Annotated in this window: 10 protein-coding genes; all 10 read right to left on the bottom strand. The window is 66.1% G+C overall.

Annotated elements, in window-relative coordinates; genetic code table 11:
* Positions 1 to 4 precede the first annotated feature (4 nt).
* Positions 5 to 2284 carry a phosphoenolpyruvate--protein phosphotransferase gene (ptsP, locus tag POR01S_RS14455; protein ID WP_042136648.1) on the bottom strand — a complete coding sequence of 760 codons (2280 nt, stop codon included), beginning with the start codon at positions 2282 to 2284 and terminating at the stop codon, positions 5 to 7.
* Between the two features lie 111 nt (positions 2285 to 2395).
* Positions 2396 to 2869: an RNA pyrophosphohydrolase gene (locus POR01S_RS14450; protein WP_007161635.1), complete on the bottom strand. Its 474-nt coding sequence runs from the start codon at positions 2867 to 2869 to the stop codon at positions 2396 to 2398.
* A 191-nt stretch (positions 2870 to 3060) separates the two neighbouring features.
* Positions 3061 to 4602, bottom strand: coding sequence for an MFS transporter (locus POR01S_RS14445; RefSeq protein WP_169742427.1), 1542 nt, complete (start codon positions 4600 to 4602; stop codon positions 3061 to 3063).
* A gap of 92 nt (positions 4603 to 4694) precedes the next feature.
* Entirely contained in the window at positions 4695 to 5708 is a 1014-nt protein-coding gene (locus tag POR01S_RS14440) for an Ldh family oxidoreductase (RefSeq protein ID WP_042136643.1), read from the bottom strand.
* A 92-nt stretch (positions 5709 to 5800) separates the two neighbouring features.
* Entirely contained in the window at positions 5801 to 6868 is a 1068-nt protein-coding gene (gene hemE / locus POR01S_RS14435; RefSeq protein WP_042136641.1) for a uroporphyrinogen decarboxylase, read from the bottom strand.
* Positions 6869 to 6964: 96 nt separating this feature from the next.
* On the bottom strand, positions 6965 to 7405 hold the full coding sequence (gene cynS, locus POR01S_RS14430) for a cyanase (protein ID WP_027598905.1): 441 nt from the start codon (positions 7403 to 7405) through the stop codon (positions 6965 to 6967).
* Between the two features lie 190 nt (positions 7406 to 7595).
* On the bottom strand, positions 7596 to 9014 hold the full coding sequence (locus POR01S_RS14425; RefSeq protein WP_027598906.1) for an FAD-dependent oxidoreductase: 1419 nt from the start codon (positions 9012 to 9014) through the stop codon (positions 7596 to 7598).
* 91 nt (positions 9015 to 9105) lie between these two features.
* On the bottom strand, positions 9106 to 13554 hold the full coding sequence (gene gltB / locus POR01S_RS14420; protein WP_027602910.1) for a glutamate synthase large subunit: 4449 nt from the start codon (positions 13552 to 13554) through the stop codon (positions 9106 to 9108).
* Positions 13555 to 13770: 216 nt separating this feature from the next.
* Positions 13771 to 15369, bottom strand: coding sequence for an AAA family ATPase (locus POR01S_RS14415; protein ID WP_042136639.1), 1599 nt, complete (start codon positions 15367 to 15369; stop codon positions 13771 to 13773).
* Between the two features lie 18 nt (positions 15370 to 15387).
* Positions 15388 to 16482, bottom strand: a complete 1095-nt coding sequence (gene aroB / locus POR01S_RS14410) for a 3-dehydroquinate synthase (RefSeq protein ID WP_007161628.1) — start codon at positions 16480 to 16482, stop codon at positions 15388 to 15390.
* Between the last annotated feature and the right edge of the window lie 23 nt (positions 16483 to 16505).

Here is a 16505-nt window from a genome sequence, read left to right as displayed (position 1 = left end):
ACGCTCAGCTCTGGACGCTGGCCGCCGGGTTGATCACCCGGCCCAGTCCGAGATTGCGCAAGGCCAGATGCAGGGCGCTGTGGATGACCTGGGGGTTGTCGATCTGGCGCATCTGCTGCACCAGCTCGCGGGCCTTTTCCAGGGTGACCTGGCGCAGCAGCCACTTCACCTTGGGCAGGTTGGTGGCGTTCATCGACAGGGTGTCGAAGCCCATGCCCATGAGCAGCACCGCCGCCGCCGGATCCCCGGCCATCTCGCCGCAGATGCTCACCGGCACCCCTTCGGCGTGGGCGCCATCGACCACCTGTTGCAGCGCCTGCAGCACCGCCGGGTGGAAGTAGTCGTAGAGATCGGCCACCCGCGGATTGTTGCGATCCACCGCCAGCAGGTACTGGGTCAGGTCGTTGGAGCCCACCGAGATGAAGTCCACCTGGCGCGCCAGGTCGCGGGCCTGGTAGACCGCCGAGGGCACCTCGACCATGACCCCCACCGGCGGCATGGGGATGTCGACGCCTTCGTCCCGCACCTCGCACCAGGCGCGGTGCAGGAGATGCTGGGACTCCTCCACCTCGTGCACGCCGGAAATCATCGGCAGCATGATGCGCAGGTTGTTCAGGCCTTCGCTGGCCTTGAGCATGGCGCGGGTCTGCACCAGGAAGATTTCCGGATGATCCAGGGTGACGCGGATGCCGCGCCAGCCCAGGAAGGGGTTGTCTTCCTTGATCGGGAAATAGGACAGCGCCTTGTCGCCGCCGACGTCCAGGGTGCGCATGGTCACCGGCGCCGGATGGAAGGCGGCCAGCTGCTCGCGATAGATGGAGAGCTGTTCCTTCTCGCTGGGAAAGCGCTCGTTGACCATGAAGGGCACTTCGGTGCGATACAGCCCGACCCCTTCGGCGCCGCGCTGCTGGGCGCGGGCCACATCGGCCATCAGGCCGGTGTTGACCCACAGCGGCATGCGGTGACCGTCGAGGGTCTCGCAGGGCAGGCTGCGCAGGGCGTCTAGGCCCTGGGTCAGCTGGCGCTCCTCTTCCACCACGTCGCCATACTGCTTGATCAGCGTCGGCGACGGATTGGTGAAGATCTCGCCGTGGTAGCCGTCGACGATGAGGTCGATGCCGTCCACCTTGGAATACGGCAGGTCCACCGCGCCCATCACGGTCGGCACGCCCATGGCGCGCGCCAGGATGGCGACGTGGGAGTTGCCCGAGCCGAGTACCGAGATCAGGCCGACCAGGCGCCCCTCGGGCACCTCGCCGAGCATGGCCGGCGAGAGCTCCTCGCTGACCAGAATGGTGTTTTCCGGGTAGATCAGGCAGGCCTGGTGGGCCTGCTGCAGATAGGCCAGCAAGCGGCGCCCGGGGTCACGCACGTCGGCGGCGCGCTCGCGCAGATAGGCGTCGTCCATCAGTTCGAAGCGCTGGACGTGCTCCATCACCACCTGGCGCAGGGCGCCCTGGGCCCACTGGCCGCTCTTGATGATGGTGGTCACCTCGTTACCGAGGGCGGCGTCGTCGAGCATCATCAGATAGACGTCGAACAGTGCCTGCTCTTCCTTGCGCAACTGGGTGGACAGCCGCTTGGACAGCGCCTTCATGTCCGCCCGTACGCCCTCGAGCGCCGAGCGGAACAGTTGCAGCTCGGCGTCGATGTCGGTCACGGTCTTGTCCGGGACCACTTCCAGATCGGCGGGCGGCAGGACCACCACTGCCTTGCCGACGCCGACCCCGGGCGAACCGGGGATGCCGACGAAACGGGCCTCCTGGATGCCGCGGCCCTGCCGGTCCAGACCACGGATGGTCCCGGTGGCCTCGGCATGGGCGATCACCCCGGCGAGCTGGGCGCTCATGGTGACCAGGAAGGCTTCCTCGCCTTCGTCGAACTGACGGCGTTCCTTCTGCTGCACCACCAGCACGCCCATGACCCGGCGGTGGTGGATGATGGGTGCACCGAGGAAAGACGCATAGCGCTCCTCACCGGTCTCGGCAAAATAGCGAAAGCGCGGGTGGCTGGCGGCGTCTTCGAGATTGAGCGGCTCTTCGCGGGTGCCGACCAGGCCGACCAGGCCCTCGTTGGGGGCCATGCTGACCCGGCCGATGGACCTCTTGTTGAGGCCTTCGGTGGCCATGAGCACGAAACGGTTGGTGTCGGGATCCAGCAGATAGACGGAGCAGACCTGCGACTGCATGGCCGCGCGGACACGCTGCACGATGATGGACAGTGCCGACCCCAGATCCTTGGCGGCATTGACCTCTTGGACGATCTTGCGCAGAACTGCAAGCATCTAGCGCCTCCGCAGCCGACGTCCGGCGGAGCCGCCGGCGTGCATCACGTGTCGTTCATCCTGCATGACCACAGCTTCTCCTCACCTCTTTCGCACCGGCCGAACCGGTAATCAGGCCAGCAAGCGGGGTGCCAACTCCTTGAGCGCCCGCCGATAGACCTCTCGCTTGAAGGTCACCACCTGGCCCAGCGGATACCAGTAGCTTACCCAGCGCCAGCCATCGAATTCCGGCTTGCCGGTCACATCCATCCGCACCCGCTGCTCTTCCGCGGTCAGCCGCAGCAGAAACCACTTCTGCTTCTGGCCGATGCACAGCGGACGGCTGTGGGTGCGCACCATGCGCTGCGGCAGACGGTAGCGCAACCAGCCCCGGGTACAGGCCAGGATACGGACGTCATCGGGGCTCAGCCCCACTTCTTCGTTCAGCTCCCGGTACAGCGCCTCTTCGGGCGTTTCCCGGTCGTCTATCCCACCCTGGGGGAATTGCCAGGCATCCTGATTGATGCGGCGGGCCCACAGTACCTGGCCGGCATCGTTGGCGAGAATGATGCCGACGTTGGGGCGAAAACCATCAGCGTCGATCACGGCTGCCACCCTTGAAAAATGTCGTTGCCCGCATTGTTCCACAAAGCCCGACAGCCCAGCAATGCAAGCTCCGGACCGACTGGGGCGCGGCCGACCGGCGCAGGCGTCCGGCACCTGCCGCCGCCTGCAAAAGCCCGCATTATGGTGGTCGCTAGCTGAACGTCGGCTTAAGGGCCGGCAAACGTCGCGCCCTAGCGAAAATGCCGTTGCACGGCCATGTAGAGGGCCAGTGCCAGACCGATCCAGCCGACCAGCCAGAAATAGTCGAGATAGCCCAGCACCTGGCTCTGGCGGGTGACCAGACTGGAGATCTGCGCCAGGGCGCTGTCGGCACCGGTGGCCAGGCGATAACGCTCGCCATAGGCCTGGTAGGTCTGGGCATAGGGAGTGACCGCGGCGCTGAGCACCGAGGCATGGAAGGCGTCGCGCCACTGCAGGAAGACGTTGGACAGCACGATGCCCATGGGCATGACCAGTTGCTGGGTCATGTTCTTGATCTGGTAGGCCTGGCTGAAATAGGCCGGCTCGACGCGCATGAAGGTGTACATGATGATCACCGCGAAGGTGCCGATCAGGTAGGTGCCATGCATCATCAGCCCAGGCACCAGCTGCTGGTAGAGGGGCACGTCGGCATGCTGGCGCACCATCCAGAAGCCGTAGCCGGCCAGCAGCAGGTAACCCGCCACCAGGTACTTGCGAAAGCCGCCCCAGGGAAAGCGCTCGCGCAACCGCACCGAGGTGATCATCAGCAGCGGCGCCAGGCCGCACAGCCAGCCCAGCGCCATGACGCCCCCGGCGGTATAGACCGGCAGTTGCAGACCGTTGACCACGTATTGGGGGATGATGAAGTTGTAGGCGCCGAGCAGGAAGTAGTTGAGCATCATGAACAGCATGCCGGCGAGAAAGCCCGGGGTGATGGCGTGCTTGAAGTCCAGGGTCGGCCGCGCCAGGCCGCGCTCGTAGTAGACATAGAGTCCGAGGATGACCGCTCCCACCAGCAGTTCCACGGCCAGCCACAGGCCATCGCTGAAGAAGTCGAAGGCCAGGCGCTGGGTGGTGGTGGTCAGCAGCAGACTGCCCACCGTCAGCAGCACCATGGACAGCAGCGACGGCGCCCCGGAATTCTGCAGCGGATGGGAGCGCCGCGGCAGCGACAGCCAGACGCAGACGGCCACCAGCGCGCAGGCCAGCGCCGGCACCATGAAGATGGCGCGCCACTGGTGACCTTCCAGCAGCTCCGCGGTGGTGAAGGAGGCCAGCGCACCACCCAGGGGCACGCCCGAGGCGAAGGCGCGAATCCCGGTCGGCAACTGCGGACCGGAAAAATACATCTGCACCAGCACCCGCGCCCCGGCAAAGAAGGTGGCGGCACCGGCCCCCATCAGCGCCCGCCCGACGATGAAGGTCGGCAGATCGGTGGCCACCAGGCAGCACACCTGGCCGACCAGGTGGATGCCGACGGCGGCGAAGATCAGGTTGCGATAGCCTAGGCGCTGGGCGAACCACTGGTGCGGGGCGCTGGTGACGATGACCGCGGCGCTGTAGCAGGCGGTGGCCAGGGTGTAGCTGCGCTGGTCGATACCCAGGCCGCCATAGACATAGCGGTTGGCCAGGGCGATGGAAAGATTGTCGAGAAAGTACACCAGCACCATCAGGGTGATGCTCAGCAGCAACAGGCCGCGATGATGGGGGCGATCGGTGTCGTCGGCGTACATGAAGACCCAGGCTGGCACTAAGGGGGCCAGTCGTGGACCCTGCGTCCGGGGCGGGGTTCAGAGACTGCGTTGGCGCAGCCTCTTCGAAGTGATGCGGATCGCGTCCTGGCTCAGCCGGGCAGCAGCGCCCGGACGTCGGCCAGGAGTTCGTCGGGCACCTCCAACCAGCCACGGGTGGTATTGCGTTCTCGTGCCTGGTAACGACGCTGCGACGGCAGGCGGGCGCCCTGGGCTTCGATGCTGGCGAACAGCTGCTCGGCGCGCTGCTGGTAGTCGGCTACCGCGATGCCGAGAAAGCGCTGGGGATCGAAGGCCAGGATGAGTTCGCCGTGATAGGGCAGCCCGCCGGCACCAGCGTCGACCGCGGAAGACTCCGGACTGGTGAGATCGCCGATCAGCGGGCCGGCGAGCAATTCGATCATGGCCGACAGCGCCGAGCCCTTGTGACCGCCAAAGGTGAGCATGGCACCCTCCTCCAGCACGGTGCGGGCATCGTTGCTGGGCGCGCCCTCGGCATCCACCCCCCAGCCCTCGGGCAGGGCCTTGCCTGCGCGACGATGCAATTCGATTTCGCCGCGGGCCACGGCGCTGGTGGCGAAATCGAAGACGAAGGGCGGACCCTCGGGCCGCGGCCAGCCGAAGGCCAGGGGATTGGTACCGAACAGCGGGCGACGACCACCGGCCGGGGCGACATAGGCCTGGGTCGGATTGCAGGCCAGGGCCACCAGGCCCCTGGCGGTAAGGGCTTCCATCTCCACCCAGAGCGCCGAGAAGTGCACGCAGTTGTTGATCGCCAGGGCTGCCAGGCCACAGCTGCGCGCCTTGGCGTCGAGCAGGGGCAGCCCCGCCTCGAAGGCCAGCGGGGAGAAGCCGCCACCCGCATCGACCCGGACGATGGCCGGAGCCACGTCCTCTACCGTCGGCTCGGCATCGGGCACCACCTTGCCGGCCTTGAGCGTCTTGACGATGCCCAGCAGCCGATAGATGCCGTGGGAGGCGCAGTCGTCACGCTGGCCGGCGACCATCATGGCGGCGATGGCCGCGCCCTGCGGCTGACTGAAACCTTGGGCCGCGAGCACCTCTTCGGCCAGGTGCTGCAGGTCTTCCGGGGTCATCTGGGCCATGGCGGCGCTCCATCGGGAAAACCCCGACTATGCCGCAACCGGCCACGACCCGCTCGCTCGACTTGGGATCGGTCGTGCCGATCCCGGCACAATCAGCCCTGGTGGTAGCGCCCCGACAACTCGTGCACGGCTTCGATGAAGGCACCGGCATGGGCCGGATCCACCTCGGGGGTGATGCCGTGGCCGAGGTTGAAGACGTGGCCGCTGCCCTGGCCATAGCTTTCCAGGATGCGCCCCACCTCGGCGCGGATGGCCGCCGGCTTGGCGTAGAGCACGCTGGGGTCCATGTTGCCCTGCAGGGCGACCTTGCTGCCGACCCGCCGACGGGCTTCACCGATGTCGCAGGTCCAGTCCAGGCCCAGGGCCTCGGCGCCGCTGTCGGCCAGGCTTTCCAGCCAGAGACCGCCATTCTTGGTGAAGAGGATCACCGGCACCCGGCGTCCTTCATGCTCGCGGATCAGCCCGGCGACGATCTTGCGCATGTAGGCCAGGGAAAATTCCTGGTAGGCCGCGGCGGACAGGTTGCCTCCCCAGGTATCGAAGATCTGTACCGCCTGGGCGCCGGCGCGGATCTGGCCGTTGAGGTAGGCGGTGACCGCCTGGGCCAGCTTGTCCAGCAGCAGGTGCAGGGCCTCGGGGGTGTCGTAGAGCATGGCCTTGGCCTTGCGGAAATCCTTGCTGGAGCCGCCTTCGATCATGTAGGTGGCCAGGGTCCAGGGGCTGCCGGAAAAGCCGATCAGGGGTACCCGCCCGTCCAGCGCCGTGCGGATGGTGCGCACGGCGTCCATGACGTAGCCCAGGTCGGATTCGGCATCGGGGATCGGCAGCGCCTCGATGTCGGCCGGGGTGTCGATCACCTTGCGAAAGCGCGGACCCTCGCCGGTCTCGAAGTAGAGGCCCTGCCCCATGGCGTCGGGGATGGTGAGGATGTCGGAAAAGAGGATGGCGGCATCCAGCGGATAGCGCTCCAGCGGCTGCAGGGTCACCTCGCAGGCGAATTGCGGGTTCTTGCACAGACTCATGAAGTCCCCGGCACGCGCCCGGCTGGCGCGGTACTCGGGCAGATAGCGTCCGGCCTGGCGCATCATCCACACCGGGGTGACATCCACCGGCTGCTTGAGCAGGGCACGCAGGAAACGGTCGTTCTTCAGGGCAGTCATGGCGACATCCGGCAGCAAAAGTGCCGGCATTGTCGCAAAGCGGCTGGCAAAAGGCACGGCACCGGGGCGTGCCTTTTGTCTATCGCACCGATCGGCTTACCAGCTCTTGTAGGGCAGGAACTTGCCGTTGAGCACGATCTGCACCCGGTCGCCCTTGGGATCGGCCACCCGCGAGATGTCCATGCTGAAGTCGATGGCACTCATGATGCCGTCGCCGAACTCTTCATGGATCAGGGTTTTGATGGTATCGCCGTAGACATTGATCATCTCGTAGAAACGATAGATCAGCGGATCGGTGGGCACGGCCTTGTCCCACTGCTTGTGCGGACAGGCTTGCAGCGCCAGGGACACCTCGCTCGGCAATTCCAGCACCTGGCACAGGCGTTCCGCCACCGCCGGCGCCATGCTGTTCATGCCCAGGCAGGCAGAGGTGGTCCAGACCGGCGACATTTCCAGGCTGGCGGCGATCGCCGCCCAGCTCAGGCCCAGGCGCTGCTTGGCGGCGAGAATGGCGGCGGTCATTTCGGGCTTGTTCATGGCAGTACCTCGCAGGAGAGAACCGGGATCTTTGCAGACCCTGTGCCAGACACAGAAAGCGCTCTGGCACAGGCTCCGCAGCGCACTTACCTGCCATCACTGCACCAGAACGCAGCCCTGCCCCTGGATGACGCCCAAGAAAAAAGCCGACCGGCTTGGCGCCGGTCGGCTCTTGTCCAGCCGTCGGGTATTAGACGCCCAGGTAGTCGAGGATGCCCTCGGCGGCGTTGCGACCTTCGAAGATGGCGGTCACCACCAGGTCGGAGCCGCGCACCATGTCGCCACCGGCAAAGATCTTCGGGTTGCTGGTCTGGTGCTTGAACTCGTGCAGCCCCGGCGCGACCACGCGGCCCTGGCTGTCGAGGTCGATGCCGAATTGCTCGAACCAGGGCGCCGGGCTCGGCCGGAAACCGAAGGCAATGACCACCGCATCGGCCGGCAGGATCTCTTCGGAACCGGGGATCGGCTCGGGACTGCGACGACCGCGGGCATCGGGCTCGCCCAGACGGGTCTCCACCACCTTGACGCCTTCCACCCGGTCTTCGCCGATGATGGCGATGGGCTGGCGGTTGAAGAGGAACTTCACGCCCTCTTCCTTGGCGTTCTTCACTTCCTTGCGCGAGCCCGGCATGTTGGCGGCGTCGCGGCGGTAGGCGCAGGTCACGCTCTTGGCGCCCTGGCGAATGGAGGTGCGGTTGCAGTCCATGGCGGTGTCACCACCCCCCAGGACCACCACGCGCTTACCCTTCATGTCGACGAAGTCGGCCGCATCCTTTTCGAAGCCCAGGTTGCGATTGACGTTGGCCACCAGGAAATCCAGGGCATCGTGCACGCCGGGCAGGTCTTCGCCGGGGAAGCCGCCCTTCATGTAGGTGTAGGTGCCCATGCCCAGGAAGACCGCATCGAATTCCTCGAGCAGTTGGTCCATGGTCACGTCCTTGCCCACCTCGGTGTTGAGGCGGAATTCCACGCCCATCCCGCCGAAGACCTCGCGACGGCGGCTGAGCACGGTCTTTTCCAGCTTGAACTCGGGGATACCAAAGGTCAGCAGACCGCCGATCTCGGGGTGCTTGTCGAACACCACCGGGGTCACGCCATTGCGCACCAGGATGTCGGCACAACCCAGGCCGGCCGGACCGGCACCGATGACGGCGACACGCTTGCCGGTCGGCTTGACCTTGGACATGTCCGGGCGCCAGCCCATGGCGAAGGCGGTGTCAGTGATGTACTTCTCCACCGAACCGATGGTCACCGCGCCGAAACCGTCGTTGAGGGTACAGGCACCCTCGCAGAGGCGATCCTGCGGGCAAACCCGGCCACAGACCTCGGGCAGGGTGTTGGTCTGGTGCGACAGCTCCGCCGCCGCCAGGATGTTGCCTTCGGATACCAGCTTGAGCCAGTTGGGAATGAAGTTGTGCACCGGGCACTTCCATTCGCAATAGGGGTTGCCGCAACCCAGGCAGCGGTGCGCCTGCTCGGCAGCCTGCTGCGGCTTGAAGGGATCGTGGATCTCGACGAATTCCTTCTTGCGCTGGCGCAGCAGCTTTTTCTTCGGATCCTTGCGACCGACCTCGATGAACTGGAAGTCGTTGTTCAGACGTTCAGCCATTTCCAAACCTCTTGAAGCGACGCCCTTTTCTGCCGGGCGCCACGAGCTATCACGGTGAAACCGGCGCCCTGGGGAGCCGGCATCGAAGTCGTTATTCCGGACGGGCGCGGGTGCTGACCAGCAGCGACGCAAGGCTTGCGGCCTTGGGCTTCACCAGCCAGAACTTGCGCAGGTAGTCGTCCAGGTTTTCATGGAGATGGCTGCCCCAGGCACTGCCGGTCTCGCGCACGTATTCGGCCAGCACCCCTTCCAGGTGGCTGCGATAGGCTTCCATGGCTTCGCTGTTGATGCGCTGGATTTCCACCAGCTCGTGGTTAACCCGGTCATAGAAGCCGTTATCCAGGTCCAGCACATAAGCGAAGCCGCCGGTCATGCCCGAGCCGAAGTTGTAGCCGGTCTTGCCCAGGACGCAGACGAAGCCGCCGGTCATGTATTCGCAGCAGTGGTCGCCGGTGCCTTCCACCACGGTGTGGGCCCCGGAGTTGCGCACCCCGAAGCGCTCACCGGCGGTGCCGGCGGCGAACAGCTTGCCACCGGTGGCGCCATAGAGGCAGGTGTTGCCGATGATGGCCGATTCCTGGCTCTTGAAGCCCGCGCCCTGGGGCGGGGTGATGACCAGCTTGCCGCCGGTCATGCCCTTGCCCACGTAGTCGTTGGCGTCGCCTTCCAGATACAGATGCAGGCCGCCGGCGTTCCAGACGCCGAAGCTCTGGCCGGCGGTGCCCTTGAAGCGGAAGGTCAGCGGCGCCTTGACCATGCCCTGGTTGCCGTGGCGTCGGGCAATCTCGCCGGAGACCCGGGCGCCGATGGAGCGGTCGCAGTTGCCGATGCTCAGGCTGAACTCACCGCCTTCGAGCTTTTCGATCCCTGGCAGCGACAGACGCACCATTTCCTCAGCCAGCAGACCCTGGTCGAACGGCGGGTTCTTTTCCACCTGGCAGTATTGCGGCTTCTCGGCCGGAATGTGATCGCTCCCCAGCAGCGGGGTGAGATCCAGGTGCTGCTGCTTGGCGGTCTCGCCCGGCAGGATTTCCAGCAGGTCGGTACGGCCGATCAGCTCGCCCAGGCTGCGCACGCCCAGCCTGGCCAGCCACTCGCGGGTTTCCTCGGCGATGAAGGTGAAGAAATTCATCACCATCTCCACCGTGCCGATGAAGTGTTCCTTGCGCAGCCGGTCGTTCTGGGTGGCGACGCCAGTAGCGCAATTGTTCAGGTGGCAGATACGCAGGTACTTGCAGCCCAGGGCGATCATCGGCGCGGTGCCGAAGCCGAAGCTCTCGGCGCCGAGGATGGCCGCCTTGATCACGTCCAGACCGGTCTTCAGGCCGCCGTCGGTCTGCACCCGCACCTTGCCGCGCAGATCGTTGCCGCGCAACGTCTGGTGCGCCTCGGCGAGGCCCAGCTCCCAGGGCGAGCCGGCGTACTTGATGGAGGTTACCGGCGAAGCGCCGGTACCGCCGTCGTAGCCGGAGATGGTGATAAGGTCGGCATAGGCCTTGGCCACACCGGCGGCCACCGTACCCACCCCGGGCTCGGAGACCAGCTTGACCGACACCAGCGCCTTGGGGTTGACCTGCTTGAGGTCGAAGATCAGCTGCGACAGGTCTTCGATGGAATAGATGTCGTGGTGCGGCGGCGGCGAGATCAGGGTCACGCCGGGCACCGCATAGCGCAGCTTGGCGATCAGGCCGTTGACCTTGCCGCCCGGCAGCTGGCCGCCCTCGCCCGGCTTGGCGCCCTGGGCCACCTTGATCTGCAAGACCTCGGCGTTGACCAGGTACTCGGGGGTGACGCCGAAGCGGCCGGTGGCCACCTGCTTGATCTTGGAGCTCTTGATGGTGCCGTAGCGCGCCGGATCCTCGCCACCCTCGCCGGAGTTGGAGCGCCCGCCCAGGCGGTTCATGGCCTCGGCCAGGGCCTCGTGGGCCTCCGGCGACAGGGCGCCCAGGGAGATGCCGGCGGCGTCGAAGCGAGTGAAGATGTTGGCCAGCGGCTCGACCTCTTCCAGCGCCAGGGGCTGGTCGCTGGTCTTGACCTTGAGCAGGTCGCGGATCATGGCCACCGGACGCTGGTCCACCAGCGCGGTGTATTCGCGGAACTTGGCGTAGTCGCCCTGTTGCACGGCGGCCTGCAGCAGATTGACCACGTCCGGGTTGTAGGCGTGGTACTCGCCGCCATAGACGAACTTGAGCAGGCCACCCGGCTGGATCGGCTTGCGGTTGTTCCAGGCTTCGCCGGCCAGCAGCTTCTGCTCGGCTTCCAGGTCGACGAAGCGCGCACCCTTGATGCGGCTGGTGACGCCGGGGAAGCAGAGGTCGGTGACCTCGTCCGCCAGCCCCACGGCCTCGAACAGCTGGGCGCCGCGATAGGAGGCGACGGTGGAGATGCCCATCTTGGAGATCACCTTGAGCAGGCCCTTGGTGATGCCCTTGCGGTAGTACTTGAACACCTCGTAGAGATCGCCCAGCACCTCGCCGGTGCGGATCAGATCGCCCAGCACCTCGTAGGCCAGGAACGGATAGACCGCGGTCGCACCAAAGCCCAGCAGCACGGCAAAGTGGTGCGGATCGCGGGCGGTGGCGGTCTCTACCAGGATGTTGCTGCTGGTGCGCAGGCCCAGGTTGACCAGGTGGTGGTGCACCGCGCCGGTGGCCAGCACCGCGTGCACCGGCAGCTTGCCCGGCTCGATGTGGCGGTCGGTCAGCACCAGCAATACCTTGCCGGCGCGCACGGCCTCCTCGGCCTGCTCGACGATGTTGCGCAGCGCCGCCTCGAGGCCCATGGACTCGGGGTAGTTGAGGTCGATCTTGACATGCTCGAAGCCGGGCTTGGGCATGTTGAGGATGGTCCGCCACTTGGCAGGCGAAACCACCGGACTGCTCAGGATGGCGCGATCGGCGTGCTCGGCGGTTTCCTCGAAGACGTTGCGCTCGGCGCCCAGGCAGGTCTCCAGGGACATGACGATGGACTCGCGCAGCGGGTCGATCGGCGGGTTGGTGACCTGGGCGAATTGCTGGCGGAAATAGTCGTAGGGCGAACGGATGCGCCGCGACAGCACCGCCATCGGGGTATCGTCGCCCATCGAGCCCACGGCTTCCTGGCCCTGCTCGCCCAGCGGGCGCAAGACCTGGTCACGCTCCTCGAAGGTGACCTGGAACATCTTCATGTACTGGCGCAGCTGATCCTGGTCGTAGAAGGCCGAACCGTGATCGTTGTCGTCCAGGGTCGCCTGGATGCGCATGGCGTTCTTGCGCAGCCACTGCTTGTAGGGATGGCGCGCCTTGAGGCGATTGTCGATGTCGTCGGTCTGCAGCACCTCGCCGGTCTCGGTGTCCACGGCAAGGATCTGGCCCGGGCCAACCCGGCCCTTGGCGATGACGTCGTCGGGCTGGTAGTTCCAGACGCCGACTTCAGAAGCCAGGGTGATGTAGCCGTTCTTGGTAGTCACCCAGCGCGCCGGACGCAGGCCGTTGCGGTCGAGCAGGCAGACGGCGTAGCGACCTTCGGTCAGCACCACGCCGGCCGGACCGTCCCAAGGCTCCATGTGCATGGAGTTGAATTCATAGAAGGCACGCAGATCGGCGTCCATGGTCTCGACGTTCTGCCAGGCCGGCGGAATGATCATGCGCACGGCGCGGAACAGGTCCATGCCGCCGGTCACCAGCAGCTCCAGCATGTTGTCCATGCTGGAGGAATCGGAGCCGACGCGGTTGACCAGCGGACCAAGCTGGTCGAGATCCGGAATCAGTTCGTTGACGAACTTGGTGCGCCGCGCCTGGGCCCAGTTGCGGTTGCCGGTGATGGTGTTGATCTCGCCGTTGTGGGCGAGGTAGCGGAAGGGCTGCGCCAGCGGCCACTTCGGCAGGGTGTTGGTGGAGAAGCGCTGGTGGAACACGCAGATGGCGGTCGCCAAGCGCGGATCGCCGAGGTCCGGATAGAAGGCGGCGAGATCCGCCGGCATCATCAGGCCCTTGTAGACGATGACCCGCGACGACAGGCTGCAGATGTAGTGCTCGGCGTCCTCGGCATTGCGCACCGAGGAACGGCGGCGCGCGGAGAACAGCTTGACCCCGAACTGCTGGTCGTCGAGACCGGGACCGGCGACGAATACCTGCTCGATGCGCGGCAGGCGGGCCAGGGCCAGTTCGCCCAGCACCGAGGTGTCGATGGGCACCTTGCGCCAGCCGACCAGGGTCAGGCCGGCGGCCTCGATCTCCAGGTTCATGTTGGCGCGGGCCTGTTCGGCGCGGGCCTCGTCCTGGTTGAAGAACACCACGCCCGCGGCGTACTGCTCGGGCAACTCGGCGCCGAATTGCTCCTGGGCGATGGCGCGCAGGAAGGCGTCCGGCTTCTGCATGAGCAGACCGCAACCGTCGCCGGTCTTGCCGTCCGCGTTGATACCGCCCCGGTGGGTCATGCAGGTCAGGGCTTCGATGGCCGTTTCCAGCAGGTCGTGGCTGGGCTCGCCCTGCATATGGGCGATCAGGCCGAAGCCGCAGTTGTCCTTGAAGCTATCGGGATTGAACAGGCCTGCTTTCATAGCGCTCTCACCGGCAATCAGGTTATTGCGAAGGCATCACAAAACGGTCCGCTTATTTGAACTTTTTTCGGACAGTCAAAGGCTGACCAGTGTAGCGAAAAAATCGCTTACGACAAACACTGATGACACCTGATGAAAATTCGATGACGCAAAACAGAAAGCCCCGGCGTCACTCTCGTGATAGCGCCGGGGCTTTCTTTTCGTGCCAGGCAAGAATCAGCGACTGGTGGCGATGTCCTGCTGGATGCTGGCGAAGGTCCGCGGCCAGGGCTTGCTGGCCTGTACCTTGGCCGGCAGCTGCTTGACCGCCGCCTCGGCCGCCGCCCGATTGGCGAAGTTGCCGTAGGTCACCACATAGAGCGCCTTGCCCTGGTAGCTCTTCTTGAAATAGCGGAAGTTGCCACTGTCGGCCTGGGCGGCGATGAAGTCCTGCGCAGCCTTTTCGGTGCTGGTGCCCACCACCTGCAAGGCGTACTTGCTGCCCGCCTGACTGCCGTACCAGCCCGCCGCAGCGCTACCGGTGTGCGCAGGGGCAGCAGCCGGGGCCGGCTTGGCCGGTGCCGGCGCGGGGGTCGGCGCAGGTGCGGTATGCCGGGGCGCCGGAGCGGCCACTGCCGGCGCGCTGGGCGCTGGCGTGCGTGTCGGTGTCCGGCTGGGCAGTTCGTCCTCGTCACTGATGGGCGGGGCGTCGGTGGTCACGGTGGGCGGTACGCCACCCGCACCCATGTCGTTGCCAGCAGCGGTACCAGCCTGACGCCCTCCCGCCGCTTCCGCCAGGGGTTCGCGGATGACCGGCTGCGACTCGCCCACCAGCGGCAGGGGTAGCGGCTTGGAAGAGCCATCGAACTGGATGGGCGCCCCCTGGGCGTCCTTGCCGGCGGACGCGGTGTTCTGGCCGCCCATGGGCAGGTCCTGCCCGGCCGTGCCGGTCGCCGGGGTTTCGCTCTTGCCGCCCTTGAGCGACAGCGCCGCGGCGCCGACTGCCAGCACCACCACCCCGAGAATGACCAGATGCTTGCGCGGCAGCGCCGCCAGCAGATTGCGCGAGCCCTTCGCCGGAGCAGCGGCCTTCTTGCGCCGGGCGGTCATGCCGGCCACCAGGACATCCCGGGCTTCCTCGTTGAGCCGACCGGGCCAGCCACCGGAGCGCTGGTGAATGGTCGCGAGTTGCTCGTCGGTAAAGATCTCCAGCCCCTGACCGGCACCTTCCAGGCGCTGGGCGAGATATTCCTCGGCCTCGCTTTCGCTGTAGGGCAGCAATTCGATGGCGTGATAGCGCTCTTCGCCCTGGGCGATGTCCTCCAGGCGCATCACCACTTCCGCCTCGCCGAACAGGAAGACGTGCAGACGCTCCTTTTCGCCGCCACCGGCCAGCTCCAGCAGGGCTTCCAGGGCGGGGGTGGCCAGCGCCTCGGCGTCATCCACCAGGATGTAGACCTCCTGCCCCGCCAGGCGCACTTCCGCCGCCTGCGCGAGAATGGCCGCCGGCGTCTGGCTGTCGGCGCCCACGCCCTTGGCGACCTGGGCCAGCACGGTGCGGGCGTCGCCGCCGTTCTGCGCGGAAATCACCACGCAGTGCACGGCTTCCTTCTTGGTGCTGGCCGCCAGCGCCTGGCGCAGCAGCGTCTTGCCGCTGCCCTCGGGACCGCTGACCACCAGCAACAACTGGCTGTAGCGGGCCAGGTGATGCAACTGACCCAGCACCGGCTTGCGCTGCGCCGGAAAGAATTTGAAACCGGGAACGCGGGCGGCGAACGGGTCGTGAGTGAACTGATAGTGACCGAGGAAGGCTTCGTCGGCGTGCAGATTGGACATGGGACTCTCTTGTTCTCCTTACTGGGCGGTCAGCGCTTGGTAATCGGTACGCAGCGTCTGCTCGAGAATGTCGCGGGCGAAGTCGGCGGTCACCACGGCCTGGCCCAAATCACTGAGCAGTACCAGCCGGAGTTGTCCATCCAGGACCTTCTTGTCCACCGCCATGAGGCGTTCGAAATCGGCCGGCTGCATGTCGGCCGGCGGTACCACGGGAAGCCCGGCCCGGACCAGCAGGCGCAGGGCGCGGTCGCGCTGGGCGGCCGTGAGCCAGCCCAGCAGCAGGGACATCTGCAGCGCCATGACCATGCCGGCGGAAACCGCTTCGCCGTGCAGCCAGACGCCATAGCCCTGGTGGGTCTCGATGGCGTGGCCGAAGGTATGCCCCAGGTTGAGGATCGCCCGCAGACCCGACTCGCGCTCGTCGCTGCCGACCACCTGGGCCTTGGCCGCGCAGGAGCGCTCGATGGCTTCGGTGAGTGCCTGCTGGTCCAGCGCCAAGAGCGCCTCGACATGCTCCTCGAGCCAGCCGAGGAAGGGCTCATCACAGATCAGACCGTACTTGATGACCTCGGCCAGACCCGCCGACAGTTCACGCGCCGGCAGGGTCGCCAGGCTGGCGGTGTCGATGACCACGGCCTTGGGCTGGTAGAAGGCGCCGATCATGTTCTTGCCCAGCGGGTGGTTGATGCCGGTCTTGCCGCCCACCGAGGAATCGACCTGGGACAGCAGCGTGGTCGGCACCTGGATGAAGTCCACCCCGCGCTGATAACAGGCCGCGGCGAACCCGCCCATGTCGCCGACCACCCCGCCACCAAGGGCGATGAGGGTGGTCTTGCGATCATGACGATCCTGCAGCAGACCGTCGAAGATCAGCTGCAGGGTTTCCCAGTTCTTGTGCGCCTCGCCATCGGGCAGCACGATCGAGCTGACCTGGCGATCGCCCAGGGTGCGCAGCAGGCGCTCCAGATAGAGCGGCGCGATGGTTTCGTTGGTGACGATCGCCACCTTGCGCCCGGCGAGATGGGGCAGGAAGCATTCCGGCTGATCCAGAAGGCCCTGGCCGATGTAGATCGGGTAGCTGCGCTCACCGAGCTCGACGTGAAGAGTCCGCATGCCGTCACCTTGATTCAAAGGGC

It is taken from the genome of Pseudomonas oryzihabitans NBRC 102199, from assembly GCF_000730625.1.
In the GTDB taxonomy this organism is placed as follows: domain Bacteria; phylum Pseudomonadota; class Gammaproteobacteria; order Pseudomonadales; family Pseudomonadaceae; genus Chryseomonas; species Chryseomonas oryzihabitans.
The sequence above is the reverse complement of the archived record's forward strand: the minus strand, read 5'-3'. Positions and strand labels throughout refer to the sequence as shown.